Consider the following 17,167-nt stretch of genomic DNA (forward strand, 5'->3'; position numbering starts at 1 on the left):
GTGTTCCACCAAGGATGCTCGACCACGCGCTTCGGGTGCAATGAACACATTTCGTGGATGTGCCTTTGGGCAAAGTGCAGCCGACGCCCCTCGGCCTGCACCGGACCCGCAATGCGCCACCACCGCGTTCCTGCCCACCACGATGCCATTGCCTTGCAGGCCGGCATGCTGGGCAGTGTGCTGGGCGTGGCGCTGTTCAAGGCCATCGCGTTATCTGCATTGGCGGCCGGATCGGTGATGGCCATCGGGCTGTGGCTGGTGGCCTGCGCGCTGCTGGCTGCATGGGCGCTGGCCGCCTATCTGGCGTGCCTGGCGCTGAGCCGGCGTGTGTTCGTGCTGATGCTGGTGCTGTGCACGGTACTGATGATCTGCATCGCCTGAGCCGGCAGGGCGGGACTTCTTCTGCCGCCTTCATTGTCCTGCGGGACCCGCTGCAACAAGGGCGTGGAGTGTGATCAAGCGAGCGCGACGGCTGTGACAAGCCGTGGGACCTGATTGGAAAGGATCCCTGAAAAGGAACCGCTCCCCATTGCCGCGCCTGTCTTGATCGTGTCCATGCATCTGGCTGACTGCGCCATCACGGCCAACGCGCGACGATGCGATTTCCCAACCTCCCTGCCCTGTCGAGATCCAGATGCCGGACACTGCCCATCCTGTCATTCGCGCATTCGAGGCCGTGTTCGATCTGTCCGGCGGCGTGCAGCGCATCACTGCGCTCACTGTTACCTGCCGGCATTGCTCCTCGACCAGTTCGGCCAGCGAAGACAATCTGGTTCACCTTCCGGGTGGAGCACTGTTCCGCTGCGACGAGTGCGGCTGCCACCAACCGGTCAGCCACGCCAGGCTGTCGGATTGGCAACCGACCTCGTTGCTGGGCATCTGAGGGCCGGCTCATGGGCATGACGGCGCAACAGCGGGAGATCCTGGAGGCAATCGCCGCTGCGCAGCCGGTGCGCGGCGACGCGGCGACGTGGGCAGTCAACGCGGGTTTGGCGGTACAGGCGGAAGACGGGGATATCGATCTCACCGACGCCGGCCGCGACGCCCTGGCCGCGCTAGCGGGACGCAAGGACTAGACGCGCCGATCAGGCCGCCTTCGCGCCCTCCGTGCGGCGCAGTCCGCGGGCGTAGTGAGCAGCGCGCGGCGCCGCGATAGCAGCAACCTGCTGGACACAGGCGCAACGCTGCCCCATCTACCGCAAAGTGGCGATGCCCTTCATGCCGGTGTGTGCAGGGCGCCATGACACGCGCTCGGCTATGCTGCGCCACCTTCCTGCGCCATCGGCGGCCATGCATCCTTTTCCCCTGCCTGTCTCTGCACCCGATCAGCTCGCCTACCGACTGCTGCAGGACAGCGACTGGGCCCGCTCGGCCAATGCTGCCAGCGCCCCCGCCGAGCTTCGCACGTTGCTGGCGATGATCCTGGATTCGCCCGAACCCCTCTGGCTCGCCTGGGGCAAGGAAGACAAGGCCTTCTTCTTCAATGATGCCTACCTGCCCTTGCTGGGAGGAAAGCTGCACGGCGCGATGGGCAACCGCCTGGAGGATGTCTGGGCCGATGTGTGGCCGGACGTTGCGCAGGCGGTCAACGATGCCTTTGCCGGCACCAGCCGCAGCTTCAAGAACCTGCCATTGATGATGGATCGCGACGGCTCGATGCGCGAAACATTCTGGACGTTCTCCTATTCACCGCTGCGCGTCGGCTGCGGCAGTGTGGCCGGCATCCTGTGCGTGGTGAGCGAGCAGACCGAACGGGTGATCGAGCGCGACCTGCACAGCCGGCAGGTCGCGGCGATCACCGAGCAGGCGCGGGAAGCCCACCTGGAACTGGTACGCGCCCGCGAGCAGCTGCGCCAGTCGCAGAAGCTGGAGGCGATCGGCCAGCTTACCGGCGGCGTGGCGCACGACTTCAACAACCTGTTGCAGGTCATCACCGGTTCGGTGGACATGCTCCTGCACACGTGGCCGGCAGATGACAACCGACGCCGCTACATCCAGGCCATTGCAGCAGCATCGGACCGCGCCACCAAGCTGACCGCGCAACTCCTTGCATTTTCGCGCCGCCAGAGCCTGTCGCCGGAGGTCTTCGATCTGTGCGAAAGCGTGCGCGCGCTCTCGGATATCATCACCACGGTTCTGGGCGCGCGCATCCAGGTATCGTTGTCGTTGCCCAGTACGCCGTTGCCGGTGCTGCTGGACCGGACCCAACTCGACACCGCATTGATCAACATCGCGGTCAACGCCCGCGATGCGATCGACGGGCACGGCAGGGTGACCATCGAAGTGGAGCAGGTCACTGCGGTGCCTTCGGTGCGCTTCGCCGCCCCGATGAAGGGCGACTTTGCTGCCATCAGTGTCACCGATACCGGCGCAGGCATCGACCCTGCAGTGGTCGACCGCATCTTCGAGCCCTTCTTCACCACCAAGAGCGTCGGTGCCGGGACCGGGCTCGGTCTCAGCCAGGTGTTCGGTTTCGTCAAGCAGTCCGAAGGCGAGGTGGACGTGCAGAGCCAGGCGGGCGCCGGTAGCCGCTTTACGCTGTACCTGCCGCTGGCGCAGGCAGGAGAAACGACGGAACGGCCGGCGGCGCAATCGGGGCTGCAGCATGGCCACGGCGTCTGCGTGCTCGTGGTGGAAGACAACGTCGACGTGGCCGAATTTGCGGTTGGCGCCCTGCGCGAGCTCGATTACAGCGTGATGCTTGCGCGCAATGCAGACGAGGCCTTGGCGGAGCTGGAACGGGATGCCTCGCGCTTCCACGTGGTGTTCAGCGACGTCGTGATGCCGGGCATGAACGGCCTGGATCTGGCCCGCACCATCCGCGACCGCCTGCCAGAGCTCCCCATCATCCTCACCAGCGGCTACAGCGAGTTGCTTGCCCGGGATCCGGGCCACGGCTTTACCCTGCTGCGCAAGCCTTACTCGTTGAAGCAGCTGGCCTCGGTAATGACCGAGGCCGCGCGCCGCGCGCAGGCCGTGGTGGCATCGCCCTAGCGGGCGCGTTGCTGAAGCGAACCGAATCCGCGTTCCAGTGAGGACTCCAGCGCGGACGCTTTGTCGCCGACCTCGCACCGCTGATGGCACGTGGGGGGCCGTACCGGTGTGCGGGTGGCTTTGCCGGGCACACCGTACACCCACCCGAGCCTGCGTCTCCACAGCGCACCAGGGGGGATGGGCCACGAACCTTTGCAAATGCTAATCTTTCTCATTTGCAGCCCATCCTGACTCCCTCATGCCCCTTCCCGCCCTTCTGAAGAACGCGCTCTGCGCGGCGCTGTCCCTTTCCCTGGCGACGCCTGCACTGGCCTCCGAGGCCTCCGCTGATGCCCCGAAGGATCTGGACAAAGTGGAAGTCCGCGGCCGCGCGCAGACCCTGTACCGCGCCAACGATGCCGCTGTCGGCACCCGCACTGACACGCCTCTGGAGCAGGTACCGCAGTCGATCCAGGTCGTGCCGCGCGAGCTGATCGACGACCAGGCCGCGCGTCAGGTCACCGACCTGTATCGCAGCATCAGCGGCATCAGCTTCTTCAGCTATGCCGGCGTCACCCTGCGCGGGTTCCGCCAGGAAAACGTGCTCTACGACGGCCTGCGCGGCGATCCCTATGCAGGCTTCTCGGTGCCGCAACTGTTCAACATCGAACGCGTGGAAGTGCTGAAGGGCCCGGCCGGTGCGCTGTACGGCGGTGGTGATGCGGGCGGTGTCATCAACTACGTGACGCGCAAGCCCAAGGCCACCGCCGAACGCCGCATCGAACTGCAGGCAGGCGACAAGGACTTCCGCGCCGGATCGATAGAAGGCACCGGCCCGCTGAATGCCAGCGGGAGCATCCGCTATCGCGCCGGCCTTTATGCCGACAGCGAGCAGGGCGTGCGCTGGAACGCCGACAGCGAAAGCGTGATCGGCGATGCATCACTGGCCTTCGACGTTGGCCAGACCGGCGAGCTGGTGCTGCAGTTCACCGACATCACCCAGAACCTGGGCGGCAACCGGCTCCGGGGCGTCCCAGTGAACGATGCCGGCACCTTCCTGACCGACCGGCGATGGAACCACAACGAGGCCAGTGATTTCCTCGACATGCGCGCCAGGGTGGCGCTGGCGCAGTATCGCTTCGCACCGCTCGATACGCTGGACGTGGATATTGCTGCGCGCTGGTTCAGCAACAACGAGCACCAGATGTACCACGAACCGATGGGGCTGATCGACCGTGACCGCGATGGCGTGGCCGAGTGGATGACGCGCCAGCTGCGCAACCAGATCCGCGACAACGAGGCGTTCACCGCCAGCGGCAATGCCGTATGGCGGATCAACACCGGCCGTATCGAACACAAGGTGCTGTTCGGCGCCGACGTCTACCAGCTCGACGCCGACTTCACCGCGCAGACCGCCAACAGTGCCGACCTGGCACGCGGCGCCGGTCCGGTGCGCGGCATCGATCTGTTCAACCCGGTCTATGGCGCCAGCACCTGGCACGACTACAACCTGGTCGCCCTGCCCTGGCGCAGCACCGCCACCCGCAGCAAGCGTTACGGTGGCTATCTGCAGGATGAGCTGGCACTGGGCACGCGCTGGCATGTGCTGGCCGGACTGCGTTGGGATGGTTTCCAGGACGACGATCGCATCACTGGTGGCAGCGTGGATGGCAACGACCTCAGCTGGCGGCTGGGCAGTACCTTTACCGTCCGGGACGGCGTGAACCTGTATGCCAACATCGCCAGCGGCTTCGTGCCGCAGAGTGCCGCCAACCAGAATCCGGCAGCCGGTGGGCCCTTCGACGCTGAGCGCAGCAGGCAATGGGAAATCGGCCTGAAATCCCTGCTGGCCGACCGTGTGACCCTGAACATGGCGGCCTACCGCATCGACCGCAGCAAGATCGTGCAGGCCACCGGCGAAGTGCGGGACGGCGTGAACCAGCTGGCCGCGCTGGGCCTGGTACGCAGCACGGGCATGGAACTGGACCTGCTGGCCGACGTGACCGAGCGCTGGGTGGTGAACCTGACCTACGCCTACAACGACGCACGGGTGAAGGATGCCGGCCCGAACGGCATCACCAATGCCTCCGGAGACCGCTTCGCGAATGCGCCACGCAACAAGCTCGGCCTGTGGACGCGCTACGACCTGCCGTCGATCAATTCGGCCATTGGCTTCGGCGCCGACCATGTGGGCCAGCGTGTCAGCCTGGATGGGCAGACGGTCAAGGCTTACACGGCGTTCGACATGAGCTGGAAGACCACGTGGAAGCAGTGGCAGTTCCAGGCCAACGTCAAGAACCTGTTCGACAAGGTGTACGCGGCCAGCGGCTTCATCGAGCGCAACGGGCATTTCCCGGGCGAGCCGCGACGGGTGTATGTGCAGGCGGCCTACCGCTTCTGAGCCATTCCTCCGGTCCCCCTTTTAGGAATTCAGGCGAGCCGCGGGGCGGGCCGCGCATGCGCCCCCGATTCAGGTATGCTTTCGCGCGTTCAGCCACACCAGCAGGTCGCCGGCGGCAAAGCACGCGGTGCAGCACGGACGTTGCGGACGAGCACGAGACACACCATGGATGTTTCAGCGTAACCACAGGGGAAAATGGATGAAGAAGTTTCTGTTCGCAGCGATCCTCGCTGTGTCGCTGGTGGGCTGCACCACCAATCCGCCGCTCAATTTCTCGGTGCCGAACGTCGGGGTCAGCAGCAAGAAGATCGACGGTGAGCTGAAGTCGCTGACGGTCACACTGGCACGCCCGGACGAGGCCAAAGGCAAGATCCCGGCGCAGGCCCAGCACGAAGTGCCGCAGATGTGGCAGAACGCGCTGACCGAAGCACTGAACAAGATGGCGGTGTTCCGCGACGATGCACCGGTGAAGCTGAGCCTGTCGGTGAAGATCCTGGCCATTGACATTCCCAGTTTCGGGGCATCGATGACCACAAAGACGATCGCCCGTTATGAGCTGATCGATCGTGCCACCGGCAGCATCGTCTACACCCAGGACGTCAGCGCTTCCGGCGAGGTGCCGTTCAACTATGCATTTGCCGGTGTCATTCGCGCTCGCGAATCCATCAGCCGCTCGGCGCAGAACAACATCGCCCAGTTCCTGCAGGCGCTGGAGACCGTGGACATCACCAAGCCGATGTTCCCCAACAAGCAGGAAGCGCCGTGAGACGCCCGTTGCTGACCGCTTCGGTGGCGGCAATGCTGACGGCCTGCGCACCCAACGTGCGCACCGACAGTTACTCCATCGGCTCGGTGGGACAGGTCAACCGCACGGTGGGCGGTACGGTCATCAGCGTTCGCGCGGTCAGTATCGACGGTTCGCAGGGAGGCGGAGCCGTTGCCGGCGCTGCGGCTGGCGGGGTGGCCGGCTCCACCATCGGCGGCAGCGACCAGGCAGCGGCCATCGGCGCCATTGGCGGCCTGGTGGCAGGCGCGATTGCCGGTGCGGCCTCTGAACGCGCACTCTCCCAGGCCAAGGGCCTGGAGTACGTGGTGCAGACGGAGAACGGCAATCTGATGACCGTTGTGCAGGGCCCGGACCCGGTGTTCAGCACCGGCACGCGGGTCTTGGTGCTGTATGGATCCCCCTCGCGGATCATTGCCGATCCGCGTCAACCGAAAGCTGCTCCGTAGTACCCGTGGTGCCCCTCCTGCCAGGGGCATCGCTCCAGCCGCTACGGGTGGTGTCATTCAACCCATCCGTATTGCGTGTAAGCGCGAGCGCATCCGGCCGGAATGCGCCGCCGCAGTGGAACCGGAAGTGTCTTCAACCCTGGCAATCGCCTTCCGTACTTCCATGGCCGCGATAGGTTTCTCCCCACTCGCGCATGGCCAGCAGCACCGGCACCAGCGTGCGGCCGAACTCGGACAGCTCGTATTCCACCTTCGGCGGCACTTCCGGGTACACGTGGCGGATCACAACGCCATCTGCTTCCAGTTCACGCAGCTGGCTGGTGAGCATGGACTGGGTGGCATTGGGCACCCGCCGGGTCAGCTCCATGAAACGCCGCTTGCCGGTCATCAGGTGAAACAGAATGATCGGCTTCCACACGCCACCGATGACCGACAGCGTGACTTCCACCGCGCAACCACTCTTGCCGTCCCACCGTTTGCTACGCATGCATACTCCGGAAAACCATAGTACCTACGGAAAATCGTCGTTCTTGTTGCGATAGAGGCGCGAGCCTAGCATGGCCCCATCCCGTGAATGTGAGGCCATCCATGACGTTCAAAGCACTGCTGACCCGCAAGACGAACAACCAGCTCTCGACCGAGCTGGTCGATTTCGACGAGGCCGACCTGATGGACGGCGACGTCCTGGTACAGGTCGAGTACTCCACGCTCAACTACAAGGATGCGCTTGCCCTCACCGGCAAGAGTCCGATCATCCGGACGTTTCCGCTCATTCCCGGCATCGATCTGGCAGGCGTAGTGCTGGAATCCAGCAGGGCCAACTTCAAGCCAGGCGATCGCGTCGTGCTCAATGGCTGGGACCTGAGCATGGGCCACCACGGCGGCCTGGCCCAGCGCGCGCGCGTGCGGGGCGAGTGGCTCAACCGGATTCCCGACAACCTGACAACCCGCGACGCCATGGCCATCGGCACCGCTGGCTACACCGCGATGCTGTGCGTGCTGGCCCTGGAACATGCCGGGGTGGCGCCTGCACAGGGCGATGTGCTGGTCACCGGCGCCAACGGCGGCGTCGGCTCGATCGCGGTGGCGATCCTCTCGAAGCTGGGCTACCGCGTGGTGGCCGCCACCGGGCGACCGGAGCACGCCGACTATCTGCACAACCTGGGTGCGGCCGAGATCATCGATCGTGCGCAGCTTTCGGAGCCGCGCGAGCGGCCGGTGAGTGCCGAGCGCTGGGCCGGCGTGGTGGATGTGGCCGGCGGCACGACGCTGGTCAATGCCATCGCCGAAACGAAGTACCGCGGTGCCGTGGCCGCCTGTGGCCTGGCCCAGAGCGATGCGCTGCACGGCTCGGTGCTGCCCTTCATCCTGCGCAATGTGACCCTTGCTGGCATCGATTCGGTGAATGCGCCACAAGAGGTTCGCCAGCGCGCCTGGGATCGGCTCGCGACCGACCTGGATCCGCGGAAGCTGGAAAGCACCGTGCAGCAGATCGGCCTGGCAGAGGTGCTGGATGTCTATGAGCAGATCATCCCCGGCAAGGTGCGCGGCCGCATCGTCGTGGATGTGAACGCCTGACGCCTGTCGCGCTGGCGAGGGTGCAATGCCATCGCTGGCGCGCGTGTGCGAGTGACCGGAAACGCAGCGTGCCATGCCAAGCCGCCTTATCATGGGTCGGCAAGGGCGCTTTACGCCCGGTGACGTACGCAAGGCAGTATCTGGATGTCTATGGAATGGCGCCCCTCGCGCTGGGGCCAGCGTGTGACCCGCTCGCCGGACTGGCAGTTGCGGCTGGATGGCGAACAGGTCGCGCTTTTGATCGACGGCAGGCAGTACCGCCAGCATGTAGCGAACGAACACAGCGTGCGGGTCGTTCGCGGCGTGCTCTGGTCCAGGGTCGAACTGACGACCGAGCGCGGTGAGGCACTGTCCGTGGATGGGCTGCCCAACAGCCAGGGCTCCCGGCTTGCCGCTGCCGTGCAGCACGTGCTTTTCGCGCGCTCCAGGCGGGGGCGCAAGGCACTGTTTGAGCACGTTCTGGCGCAGATCCAGGCGTGGCTGGCCGAGGCAGATGCGCTTGCCGACCGAGGCACCACCGGCCGCCGCTGGATCACGCACGAACAGCAGCAGGCGCTGCTGGCCGACCGCCCCACCCTGCCCCTCCCGCCAGCCGAGCTGGAGCAGCTGTTCCTCGACGAGGAGCTGCACGACGATCTGCACGCGCCCGGCCACCGCATGGCGCTGGACGCACTGCACGACTGGCAGCTGGATTGGCCCGCCGTGTGGGCGGACGCCAATGAGGCAATGGCGACCCGCGAACTGGGTCTGGCCAAGCCCTTCCTGGACCGGGTCGAGAGCAGGCCGCTGACCGAGGAGCAGGCTCGCGCCGTCATCTGCTTCGACAACCGCGTGCAGGTCGTGGCCGCGGCCGGCTCCGGGAAGACCTCCACGATGGTCGCCAAGGCCGCGTATGCCATTGATCGCGGCTTTGTCGAACCCGAACGGATCGTAATGCTCGCCTTCAACAAGGATGCCGCCCAGGAGCTGCAGGAGCGCGCACAGCGATGCTTCAGCCGGCTCGGCATGGGCGACACCGTAGTGGAGGCCCGGACCTTTCACGCCCTGGGCCTGTCCATCATCGCCAAGGCCACGGGGCGCAAGCCCGGTATCCCGGAATGGGCCATTGACGCGGCGCTGGGCTTCAACAAGCTGGCCGACCTGGTGGACGACCTGAAGGATCGCTCGACCCACTTCCGCACCCAGTGGGACATGTTCCGCCTGGTGTTCGGGCGCGACCTGCCGCCATTCGGCGCGGAAATGGAGGCCGATGGCTACGACCGCGATGGCACGCCCTACATCCGCACACTGCAGGGCGAGCGGGTAAAGAGCCTGGAAGAGTGCGTGATCGCCAACTGGCTGTTCTACAACGGCGTGGCGTATGACTACGAGCGGCGCTACGAGTTCGATACCGCGACGGATACCCATCGCCAGTATCGCCCGGACTTCTACTATCCGGACGCCCGGCTCTGTCACGAGCACTTTGCGCTGGATGCCGATGGCCAGCCGCCGAAGCACTTTCCCAACTACAACGAAGGGATGCACTGGAAGCGGCCGCAGCATGCGGCACGCGGCACCGCAGTGGTCGAAACGACGTCGTTCGGCCTGCGCAGTGGACAGGCCCTGCAGGATCTGGCCGAGCGGCTGGGTGCGTCTGGTGTCGAACTCGACCCGAACCCGGATCGCGAGCTGCCTGACCAAGGTGCCAGGCCGATGCCCGATGCCGACCTGATCGGCTTGATGCGGACCTTCATTGCGCACGCCAAGAGCAACTGCCTGACGCTGGACGATATGGCAGCGCGCCTGCGGCAGATGCCTGAGGATCAGTTCAAGGAACGCTACCGGCGCTTCCTGGAGATCGCCGGGCCGGTTTTCCAGGCCTGGGACGATGCACTGGCTGACGAGCGCAGCATTGATTTCGAAGACATGCTCAACATGGCCGCCGGTCTGCTGGAACAGGGCCACTATGAATCACCCTACGAACTGGTGATGGCCGACGAATTCCAGGACGCTTCGCGCGCCCGTGCGCGTCTCTGCCGTGCGCTGGTCAGCCAACCGGGCCGCTATCTGTTTGCGGTGGGCGATGACTGGCAGTCGATCAATCGCTTCGCTGGCGCCGACGTTTCGGTGATGACCGGTTTCCGCGAGTGGATGGGGCATGGCCAGGTGCTGAAACTGGAGCAGACGTTCCGCTGCCCGCAGGCACTGTGTGATGTTTCCAGCCGCTTCATCAGCCGCAACCCCGCGCAGATGGCCAAGAAGGTCCGCTCTGCTGCGCCGGCAGTCGGCCCGGTGCTGCAGGCGTTCCAGATGAACCGGCGTGAGGAGGTGCAGGATGGCGTTCGCCAGTACCTTTCGAAGCTGCACCAGCAACTGTTGTCAGGTGCAGTGCCGCAGGGCCGCAACGGGCGCGTGACTGTATTCATTCTAGGGCGGTATCGCGCGGACCGCAGCGCGATGCCTTTGGATTGGAAGACGGCCTTTGGCAGCACGATGGAGGTCGAGTTCCTGACCGCCCATCGATCGAAGGGGCGCGAGGCGGAATACGTGATCCTGCTGGGCATGATCAACCGCAGCTTCCCGAGCCTGCGCGCGGATGACCCGGTGCTTTCGCTGGCAATGCCGGACGGGGATACCTATCCACTGAGCGAAGAACGGCGGTTGTTCTATGTCGCGCTGACGCGTGCGCGGCGCTCGGTTGCGATGTTCACCCTGCAGGGCAAGCACTCGCCATTCCTGGATGAGCTGGTAAAGGACGGAGCAGTGGAAGTGACCGCGGTTTCAGGTGCGGCCATTTCGGAAGAGCGCTGCCCAGCGTGCAGGGTGGGCGTGTTCGTGGACCGCAATGGGCCGCATGGGGCGTTCCGGTCGTGCTCCAGCTATCCGTTGTGCCACAACAAGCCGAAGGATGGGCGTCGCGGGTAGAGAAGCTTGAGAAAACAAGAAGGCCCCTGTCGCCAGGGGCCTTGTGGAATCCTGGCGGAGAGAGTGTCTGAATCTAGGGTTCCCTAGCTTTCGTACGCCTTCGTGAAACCAGTCTCAGGCCCTGCGCCAGCTACGTTTCGCTATCCGGTCTGGTTCGTACGCCTTCGCGGGATGCAGCGTTTACTGGGCGGGTACATGGATGGGTAGGAAATGGGATTGAAGATCAATCGCCTGACGGCGAGACGAGTGGCGGCGATCGCCGGGCCAGGCTACCACCCGGACGGTGGCGGCCTGTACCTGCAGGTGACCGCGTCTGGCGCAAAGAGCTGGGTATTCAGGTATCGATTTGAGGGGAAGCGCCCGGAAATGGGCTTGGGCCCGCTGCACGTGATCGGATTGGCCGGGGCGCGGGAGGCGGCAGGACGCGCATGCGGGTTGAGCTGCCTGCCCTGAATCCGGCGAAATCACAATTCCCGCAATGACCAAGAGAAAGATTTGGTACGGGCACGAAGCTTCGGTCACTCACTACGCCATCAGCCTGTGCTTTCAAGATGGCGGACGCCCTCACTCAAATCGCATGGTAGAGTTCTAGCAGAACTAGGCTAAGCCCAATTTCAATATCCGCATCGATGCATGCACTGTGGGTCTCTAGCACTTGCGGAAGCAATATGTTGAGTGCTCGGTGATCCTTGGAAGAAGGACGACATGATGATCCGTATTGCTATGCTGGCCATTCTCCTAATGGCTTTCCACCCCACAACGAATGCCCAACCTTATCGCGGAGGATCAAACTACAATTGGCTCCACATTGAAGGTTGCCAAAGGGAGCCGTACGGCGTGCTCTCCAATTATCACCTCTTCCGGAACGAGGTCGATGCGCAACTGAAGCAGATGGCGTCGGGTGGGCAGCAGCGATTGCGTATTGGCGTATTCCACGCACGGAATGCGAATACGGGAACTGTCATCCCCTCTAACGGCGGGAACCTTCCTCTGCAACAACGGGAGAACCTGCGAGACCTGATGATTTCTGCCAAGAACGCAGGATTCATAGAAGTCGTGGTTGCTTTTTTCCCTCAGCTAGACAACGGACCAGGATCGTGGGCGGGCGCCACGTGGAATTCGTCCCACGAAGAATATTTTCAAGAGAACTGGAATCTGATTGCCAACTTGATGCCCTACATGCGGGAATCAAAGATTAAATTTCTTGTCGATTTAATGAACGAGGGTTCTCCGCCATCATCTGCCCCTTACCTGTGGCGAGAGTACACAAAAAAAATGTGGGCCAACTTCACTTACATTTTTGGCCGCGCAGAGACGATCGGCTTCTCAATACCAACAAACAGCGCCGATCGAATCGCATTCCTCCCTGAACTATATGGCCCTCTTCCACCATATGTGCTTGATTTCCACCTCTATGGCAATGAAAAGAATCAGCTAAAGGCAATTGATGCCAGCCTCAATGCCATCAGTTGGCCGCAGGGAATCATCATAGGTGAGTCCTATTACAATGACGCAACTTCTGCATCGGACATTTCTTCTGCAGCTAGTAGAATGAGCAGAGCAATTTATTTCGCTCTACAGTGGCCAATGACCCGCACTTCCACGTGCGCTGACGTCGACGTAGCTCCGCCTAGCGATTTCAACAACTACATTCTTCAAGGGCTATAGATCCACTGGAGCGGCGCTCAGCAGCCCGGGCCTCCCACGCGCCTCAAGCCCGCGCGATGCATTGCGCATGCAACTGGCCAGCGAGTCGCCGGCGATGGAGGCCTATCGGGTCACCCGGGCGGTGAACAGGCCGCGGAACAACCGTGAGGATCTGCTCCAACCCGTGGCATAGCGTTCAACCGAAGCACGACATAACCTCCTGGACGCTGCCTGTACGAAATTCAATGGCCGGTCACGTCGATCAGCACGAAGTGGCCGGATGCACTGAACTGCGTGGCGTTGTCGGATCGCGGAATCAGGGCAGTCGCGCCGGCATAGTAGAAGCGTCCCGCCCCCGCGTGCGCCCGCTCCATCCCCCTGGGGCCCGGTCAACCGGAACCCCACACCGCGCTCGATCCTCTGACAGGAACGAGACAAGATCACGGCGTAGCGCCGACCAGCCGGCACCTGCATATAGGCGCCCACTGCCGCCCCGAACGGGGTAGTAGTTACGCCCATGATGCCTAGGGGCTGGCCGCCGAGGTGCAAGGCTGGGTTCGGCAGCAGATCGCACAGAATCGACCTTTGCAGGTGGATGGGTAAGCGGGCGGGTAGCGAGGGCTGTAGAAACGAAAAAGCCCCTATTTCTAGGAGCTTTTTGCAAAGACTGGCGGAGAGAGTGGGATTCGAACCCACGGAAGGTTTGACCCTTCGCCGGTTTTCAAGACCGGTGCCTTAAACCGCTCGGCCATCTCTCCAATCGGGTCCCGGTCGCCCGGGCAGCGGCATATTCTCGCACGTGAAGGCCATTTGCCCAAGACCACCTTGCCCCTGCCCTCCGCATCCGGCACGGTGGGGGCCTTCACCGCACTCGGAGCCCCCATGGCCCACCTCGACCTGGCCAACCTGCGCACCACCCTGCTGGACGACACCCAGCTGGCCGCTGTGGCCCTGCACCGCACCTTCGCCGGCCATCTGCCGGTCAGCAGCGGGCATCTGGTGGTCTGCGATCCGCTTGTCCAGGCCGAAGCACCAGCGCTGGCCGACTACACCGCCCCGCTGGGCCGGCACCCGGTCGAAATCATCGTGCACAGCGGCCGCCCGGCTTTGGCCGTGGTCTGGTTCAAGCCCCGCGAAGCTCTTACCGCGACCGCCCTGCACTGGCAGATGGCGCGCTGGACCACGCAGGATCTGACCGGCCTGGATGAGGACAGCTTCATCGGCTATCCGGTCGACGCTGGCATCGGTTGTTTCATGGACACCGACACCCAGCAAGCGCTGCTGGCCCTGATCGAACAGGCCGATGGCGACGAAGAGAGTGAATGGTCGGATGCACTGATCGACCACGATGGCCTGGACGAAGGCGTCGAGTACCGCCCCTGGGGGGAGAACTCGCCGCACGGCCTGGTGGCCTTCACCAGCGGCTGGGGCGACGGTGTCTATCCCAGCTACTGGGGGCTGGATACGTCCGGCATTCCGGTCGCCCTGGTCACCGATTTCCTGTGCATCGAGGGTGGCGATGGGCGCGACGAGCGCGAGATTGCCGACCAGGCCTATCGCGACAACCTGCCAGCTGCAGAAGCCGAGGCGCTGGCACGACTGGTGGCTGCCGTCGAACGAGACGACACGGAGGCATTGCAGGACCTGCTGAAGGATGCGCCGCAGCGCGCCAACCAGATCGAACCGGGCTGCGGCGGTACCGCCGTGTACGAGGCGATCCGCCTGGACCGCCCGCAGGCATTGCGGGTGCTGCTACGGGGCGGCGAGCTACCGGCGATGCCCGAGCGCCTGCACATGAGCAAGGTGACCGGCTATCTGGACTACGCGCGGTTCCTGAAGAAGCCACGCAGCGCAGAGTTGATGGCGGTGCTGGAAGCGCCGGTCGTTGCGGCCGAACCGCCACCGGCCGCAGCGCGACGCCGCAGTTTCTGGGACCGGCTGTTCGGCCGGAACTGATCAGCTGGAAAACAGCAACGCCGGGCATGGCCCGGCGCTACCGTTCAGCTCTCTCAGCCGGCATCCACCGCCAGCGCACCCAGTGCACTGGCCTTGATCCGCTCCTTGGCCTTTTCACAGGCGCCACCGCAATCCAGGCGCGAGGCCTCCAGCTGCGGCGGCAGATGCTCGGCCAGGAAGTCGATGAACACGCGCACCGCCGGCAGCAGGCCGCGGCGCGAGGCGAACACGGCGTGGCACACGCCCTGCGGCAGCGACCAGTCCGGTAGCACCACTTCCAGCTCGCCGTTGCGCACGGCGTCGGCGCACACGGTTTCCGGCAGCATGGTGATGCCGAAACCGTCCTTCACCATGCTCTGCAGCAGCGGGAAGTCGAAGCCGGCCACGCGCGGCTGCAGGTCGACCCGGCGCACTTCGCCTTCCGGGCCATGCAGTTCCCAGCGCTGGCGGGCTTCGTCTTCACTGATGCTGAGGGTGACGTGCTGGGTCAGCTCTTCCGGGTCCTTGGGGCGGCCGGCGCGGTCCAGGTATTTCGGGCTGGCCACCAGCAGTTCCTGCACCTGGCCGAAGCTGCGCATCACCAGGCTGCCGTCGTCGTCCAGGCGCGAACGCACGCGCAGGGCCACGTCGTAGCCTTCGTTGATGATGTCCACGCGGCGGTTGCTGATGTTCAGCTGCAGCCGCACCTTCGGGTACTGCTCAAGGAACTTGGGCAGCAGCTTGGGCAGCTGCATCTGCGCCAGTGACACCGGCACGCTGGCGCGCACCACGCCGCGCGGCTCCGCGCTGAGGCGGTCCACCACTTCGCGGGCGGCCTGGGCCTCGGCCAGCATCGTCTGCGCATGGCGATGGACGCTGGTGCCGACATCGGTGACCGCGAAACGGCGGGTGGAGCGCTGCAGCAGGCGTACGCCCAGGTCGGTTTCCAGCTGGCTGATGCGGCGGCTCAGGCGCGACTTGGGAATACCCAGTGCGCGCTCGGCGGCGGCGAATCCGCCGTGGTCGACCACCATCGCGAAGTAGTACAGGTCATTCAGGTCATGCATACCCGAGTTCCATATCTAGAACAATACGTGGCATTCAACCACCTTTATTCCGCCTTTGCAACAACCTATCGTTCTCTCTGTCGGCGGGGCCACCCCGCCCCTTCCTCCCAGAACACAGGTGACTGCCATGAAGCTTCTGCATCTCGACGCCAGCGTGCTTGGCGACAACTCCGTCTCGCGCCAGCTGTCGGCCGCCGTGGTCGCCCGCCTCGCCAGCCAGATCGACGGCTTGCAGGTCGATTATCGCGATCTTGACGCCAATCCGGTACCGCATCTGCGCAGCAGCTCGCTGGCCAGGACCGACGCCGCTGAAGCGACCGATGCTGAACAGGTGATGCAGCAGTTTCTGGAGGCCGACATCGTGGTGATCGGCGCGCCGATGTACAACTTCAGCATTCCGTCCACGCTGAAGGCCTGGATCGACCGCGTGGCCGTGGCCGGCCGCACCTTCAAGTACACCGAGAACGGCCCGGTGGGCCTGGCCGGTGGCAAGCGGGTGATCATCGCCAGCAGCCGCGGCGGCATCTACACCGACTCGCCGGCCGACTTCCAGGAGCCGTTCCTGCGCCAGGTGTTCGCCTTCATGGGCATCAACGAGGTCGAGTTCGTGCGCGCCGAGGGCATCGCCTACTCGCCGCAGCACCGTGAAGACGCCATTGCCGGTGCGCTGGCGGCGCTGCCGTCGCACGAAGCGGCCGAAGCCGTAGCTGCATAACGCGTCCCAGCGTTCGGCGCCCCTCTCTCCTCGTCTGGGCGCTGAACGCGGGCCGGGATCCCCTCCCCCATCCCGGCCCACCCTGGCGGCCCCGCTTTGCGGGGCCGTTTTTTTGTGGGCGCGTTAGGCTGGGGCCATGGACTACACCGTGACGGCTGCGCACCGCAGCGAATTTCCGCACCCGATCACCCTGCGCCGTGGCCAGGCGCTGGTGGTGGGCGAACGTTATGAAGGCCCGGAGGGCTGGGAAGACTGGTTCCTGTGCGAGGCCAAGGGGCAGCAGCCCGGTTTCGTGCCGGCGCCGGTGATCGGTCGCAATGCGCAGGGTGACGCCTATGCCACGGAGGATTACTGCGCGCGGGAGTTGGATGTGGATCCGGGGCAGCTGCTGCGAGGAATGCGCACGCTCAATGGATGGGCATGGTGCGTGCCGGAGACCGGCGAACCGGGATGGGTGCCGCTGGAGAAGCTGAGGGCAGCAGAAACCCGGTAGCGCCCGAGCCTATGCTCGGGCGGCGGCGCGAAGCGCCGATAATCAATGCGGCCCGCGAGGGGCAGGAGCAGCCGAGCATAGGCTTGTATGTTCCTCCCGGCTCCTACGCGGTATGTAGGAGCCAGGGTGGAGGGACCGTCAACATGATATCTGCGGATAGCAGCCGACAGACGAGCCGAGCGATCCCCATCCCGCACCTTAACGTCGATAAAGGATCTAGC

The 17,167-nt window shown here is 64.4% G+C and carries 16 protein-coding genes and 1 tRNA gene; 14 read left to right on the top strand and 3 right to left on the bottom strand.

All coding sequences use genetic code 11. From position 1 onward, the window contains the following. Positions 1-111 precede the first annotated feature (111 nt). From AC5P8J_RS19680 to AC5P8J_RS19710, 7 genes are all read left to right on the top strand, one after another. Positions 112-381, top strand: a complete 270-nt coding sequence (locus AC5P8J_RS19680; RefSeq protein WP_019660300.1) for a hypothetical protein — start codon at positions 112-114, stop codon at positions 379-381. Positions 382-634: 253 nt separating this feature from the next. Then, a complete protein-coding gene (locus AC5P8J_RS19685) occupies positions 635-883 on the top strand; it encodes a hypothetical protein (RefSeq protein WP_019660301.1) in 249 nt (82 codons plus the stop codon). A gap of 10 nt (positions 884-893) precedes the next feature. Next, a complete protein-coding gene (locus tag AC5P8J_RS19690) occupies positions 894-1,076 on the top strand; it encodes a hypothetical protein (RefSeq protein ID WP_134730813.1) in 183 nt (60 codons plus the stop codon). Between the two features lie 214 nt (positions 1,077-1,290). Beyond that, entirely contained in the window at positions 1,291-2,994 is a 1,704-nt protein-coding gene (locus tag AC5P8J_RS19695) for an ATP-binding protein (protein ID WP_494533545.1), read from the top strand. A gap of 238 nt (positions 2,995-3,232) precedes the next feature. Then, a complete protein-coding gene (locus AC5P8J_RS19700; RefSeq protein WP_134730817.1) occupies positions 3,233-5,374 on the top strand; it encodes a TonB-dependent receptor in 2,142 nt (713 codons plus the stop codon). A gap of 199 nt (positions 5,375-5,573) precedes the next feature. Continuing rightward, positions 5,574-6,140, top strand: coding sequence for a putative periplasmic lipoprotein (locus AC5P8J_RS19705; protein ID WP_019660305.1), 567 nt, complete (start codon positions 5,574-5,576; stop codon positions 6,138-6,140). Further along, a complete protein-coding gene (locus AC5P8J_RS19710) occupies positions 6,137-6,607 on the top strand; it encodes an outer membrane lipoprotein (RefSeq protein WP_251101753.1) in 471 nt (156 codons plus the stop codon). The genes AC5P8J_RS19705 and AC5P8J_RS19710 overlap by 4 nt, the downstream gene beginning before the upstream one ends. 133 nt (positions 6,608-6,740) lie before the next feature. Here the strand turns inward: AC5P8J_RS19710 and AC5P8J_RS19715 are convergent, their stop codons facing one another. Continuing rightward, the gene (locus AC5P8J_RS19715; RefSeq protein ID WP_019660307.1) at positions 6,741-7,094 is read right to left on the bottom strand and encodes a winged helix-turn-helix transcriptional regulator; all 354 of its coding nucleotides are present in this window, start codon (positions 7,092-7,094) and stop codon (positions 6,741-6,743) included. Between the two features lie 101 nt (positions 7,095-7,195). Here AC5P8J_RS19715 and acuI point away from each other — a divergent pair, with 101 nt between their 5' ends. The 4 genes from acuI to AC5P8J_RS19735 all read left to right on the top strand — a co-directional run bounded on the left by acuI (position 7,196) and on the right by AC5P8J_RS19735 (position 12,757). Further along, the gene (gene acuI / locus AC5P8J_RS19720) at positions 7,196-8,185 is read left to right on the top strand and encodes an acrylyl-CoA reductase (NADPH) (RefSeq protein ID WP_019660308.1); all 990 of its coding nucleotides are present in this window, start codon (positions 7,196-7,198) and stop codon (positions 8,183-8,185) included. A 150-nt stretch (positions 8,186-8,335) separates the two neighbouring features. Further along, entirely contained in the window at positions 8,336-11,089 is a 2,754-nt protein-coding gene (locus AC5P8J_RS19725; RefSeq protein WP_494540156.1) for a UvrD-helicase domain-containing protein, read from the top strand. A gap of 210 nt (positions 11,090-11,299) precedes the next feature. Continuing rightward, a complete protein-coding gene (locus AC5P8J_RS19730; protein WP_242015525.1) occupies positions 11,300-11,542 on the top strand; it encodes an Arm DNA-binding domain-containing protein in 243 nt (80 codons plus the stop codon). A 255-nt stretch (positions 11,543-11,797) separates the two neighbouring features. Continuing rightward, positions 11,798-12,757, top strand: a complete 960-nt coding sequence (locus tag AC5P8J_RS19735; protein WP_495217077.1) for a hypothetical protein — start codon at positions 11,798-11,800, stop codon at positions 12,755-12,757. A 647-nt stretch (positions 12,758-13,404) separates the two neighbouring features. Here AC5P8J_RS19735 and AC5P8J_RS19740 read toward each other — a convergent pair. Beyond that, positions 13,405-13,494: transfer RNA gene (locus AC5P8J_RS19740), tRNA-Ser, on the bottom strand. A gap of 124 nt (positions 13,495-13,618) precedes the next feature. Between AC5P8J_RS19740 and AC5P8J_RS19745 the strand changes: the two genes are divergently transcribed. Continuing rightward, on the top strand, positions 13,619-14,692 hold the full coding sequence (locus AC5P8J_RS19745; RefSeq protein WP_495217079.1) for a DUF4241 domain-containing protein: 1,074 nt from the start codon (positions 13,619-13,621) through the stop codon (positions 14,690-14,692). Positions 14,693-14,745: 53 nt separating this feature from the next. On the opposite strand, the gene AC5P8J_RS19750 is transcribed toward AC5P8J_RS19745, so the two are convergent. Beyond that, positions 14,746-15,738, bottom strand: coding sequence for a LysR family transcriptional regulator (locus tag AC5P8J_RS19750; RefSeq protein WP_005410175.1), 993 nt, complete (start codon positions 15,736-15,738; stop codon positions 14,746-14,748). Positions 15,739-15,865: 127 nt separating this feature from the next. Between AC5P8J_RS19750 and AC5P8J_RS19755 the strand changes: the two genes are divergently transcribed. Together AC5P8J_RS19755 and AC5P8J_RS19760 are read left to right on the top strand one after the other, a co-directional pair. Next, the gene (locus AC5P8J_RS19755) at positions 15,866-16,453 is read left to right on the top strand and encodes an FMN-dependent NADH-azoreductase (RefSeq protein WP_111098172.1); all 588 of its coding nucleotides are present in this window, start codon (positions 15,866-15,868) and stop codon (positions 16,451-16,453) included. Positions 16,454-16,589: 136 nt separating this feature from the next. Beyond that, positions 16,590-16,946, top strand: coding sequence for an SH3 domain-containing protein (locus AC5P8J_RS19760; RefSeq protein ID WP_021202776.1), 357 nt, complete (start codon positions 16,590-16,592; stop codon positions 16,944-16,946). Positions 16,947-17,167: the final 221 nt, after the last annotated feature.

The organism is Stenotrophomonas sp. YJH_SMC_37, from assembly GCF_059370035.1.

What these genes read in the sequence shown, in the direction of transcription:
- AC5P8J_RS19695 (WP_494533545.1), top strand. Translation starts at nt 1,291, where the DNA reads ATGCATCCTTTTCCCCTGCCTGTCTCTGCACCCGATCAGCTCGCCTAC.
- AC5P8J_RS19730 (WP_242015525.1), top strand. Translation starts at nt 11,300, where the DNA reads ATGGGATTGAAGATCAATCGCCTGACGGCGAGACGAGTGGCGGCGATC.
- AC5P8J_RS19755 (WP_111098172.1), top strand. Translation starts at nt 15,866, where the DNA reads ATGAAGCTTCTGCATCTCGACGCCAGCGTGCTTGGCGACAACTCCGTC.
- AC5P8J_RS19715 (WP_019660307.1), bottom strand. Translation starts at nt 7,094, where the DNA reads ATGCGTAGCAAACGGTGGGACGGCAAGAGTGGTTGCGCGGTGGAAGTC.
- AC5P8J_RS19760 (WP_021202776.1), top strand. Translation starts at nt 16,590, where the DNA reads ATGGACTACACCGTGACGGCTGCGCACCGCAGCGAATTTCCGCACCCG.
- acuI (WP_019660308.1), top strand. Translation starts at nt 7,196, where the DNA reads ATGACGTTCAAAGCACTGCTGACCCGCAAGACGAACAACCAGCTCTCG.
- AC5P8J_RS19745 (WP_495217079.1), top strand. Translation starts at nt 13,619, where the DNA reads ATGGCCCACCTCGACCTGGCCAACCTGCGCACCACCCTGCTGGACGAC.
- AC5P8J_RS19705 (WP_019660305.1), top strand. Translation starts at nt 5,574, where the DNA reads ATGAAGAAGTTTCTGTTCGCAGCGATCCTCGCTGTGTCGCTGGTGGGC.
- AC5P8J_RS19680 (WP_019660300.1), top strand. Translation starts at nt 112, where the DNA reads ATGCGCCACCACCGCGTTCCTGCCCACCACGATGCCATTGCCTTGCAG.
- AC5P8J_RS19690 (WP_134730813.1), top strand. Translation starts at nt 894, where the DNA reads ATGGGCATGACGGCGCAACAGCGGGAGATCCTGGAGGCAATCGCCGCT.
- AC5P8J_RS19725 (WP_494540156.1), top strand. Translation starts at nt 8,336, where the DNA reads ATGGAATGGCGCCCCTCGCGCTGGGGCCAGCGTGTGACCCGCTCGCCG.
- AC5P8J_RS19735 (WP_495217077.1), top strand. Translation starts at nt 11,798, where the DNA reads ATGATCCGTATTGCTATGCTGGCCATTCTCCTAATGGCTTTCCACCCC.
- AC5P8J_RS19750 (WP_005410175.1), bottom strand. Translation starts at nt 15,738, where the DNA reads ATGCATGACCTGAATGACCTGTACTACTTCGCGATGGTGGTCGACCAC.
- AC5P8J_RS19685 (WP_019660301.1), top strand. Translation starts at nt 635, where the DNA reads ATGCCGGACACTGCCCATCCTGTCATTCGCGCATTCGAGGCCGTGTTC.
- AC5P8J_RS19700 (WP_134730817.1), top strand. Translation starts at nt 3,233, where the DNA reads ATGCCCCTTCCCGCCCTTCTGAAGAACGCGCTCTGCGCGGCGCTGTCC.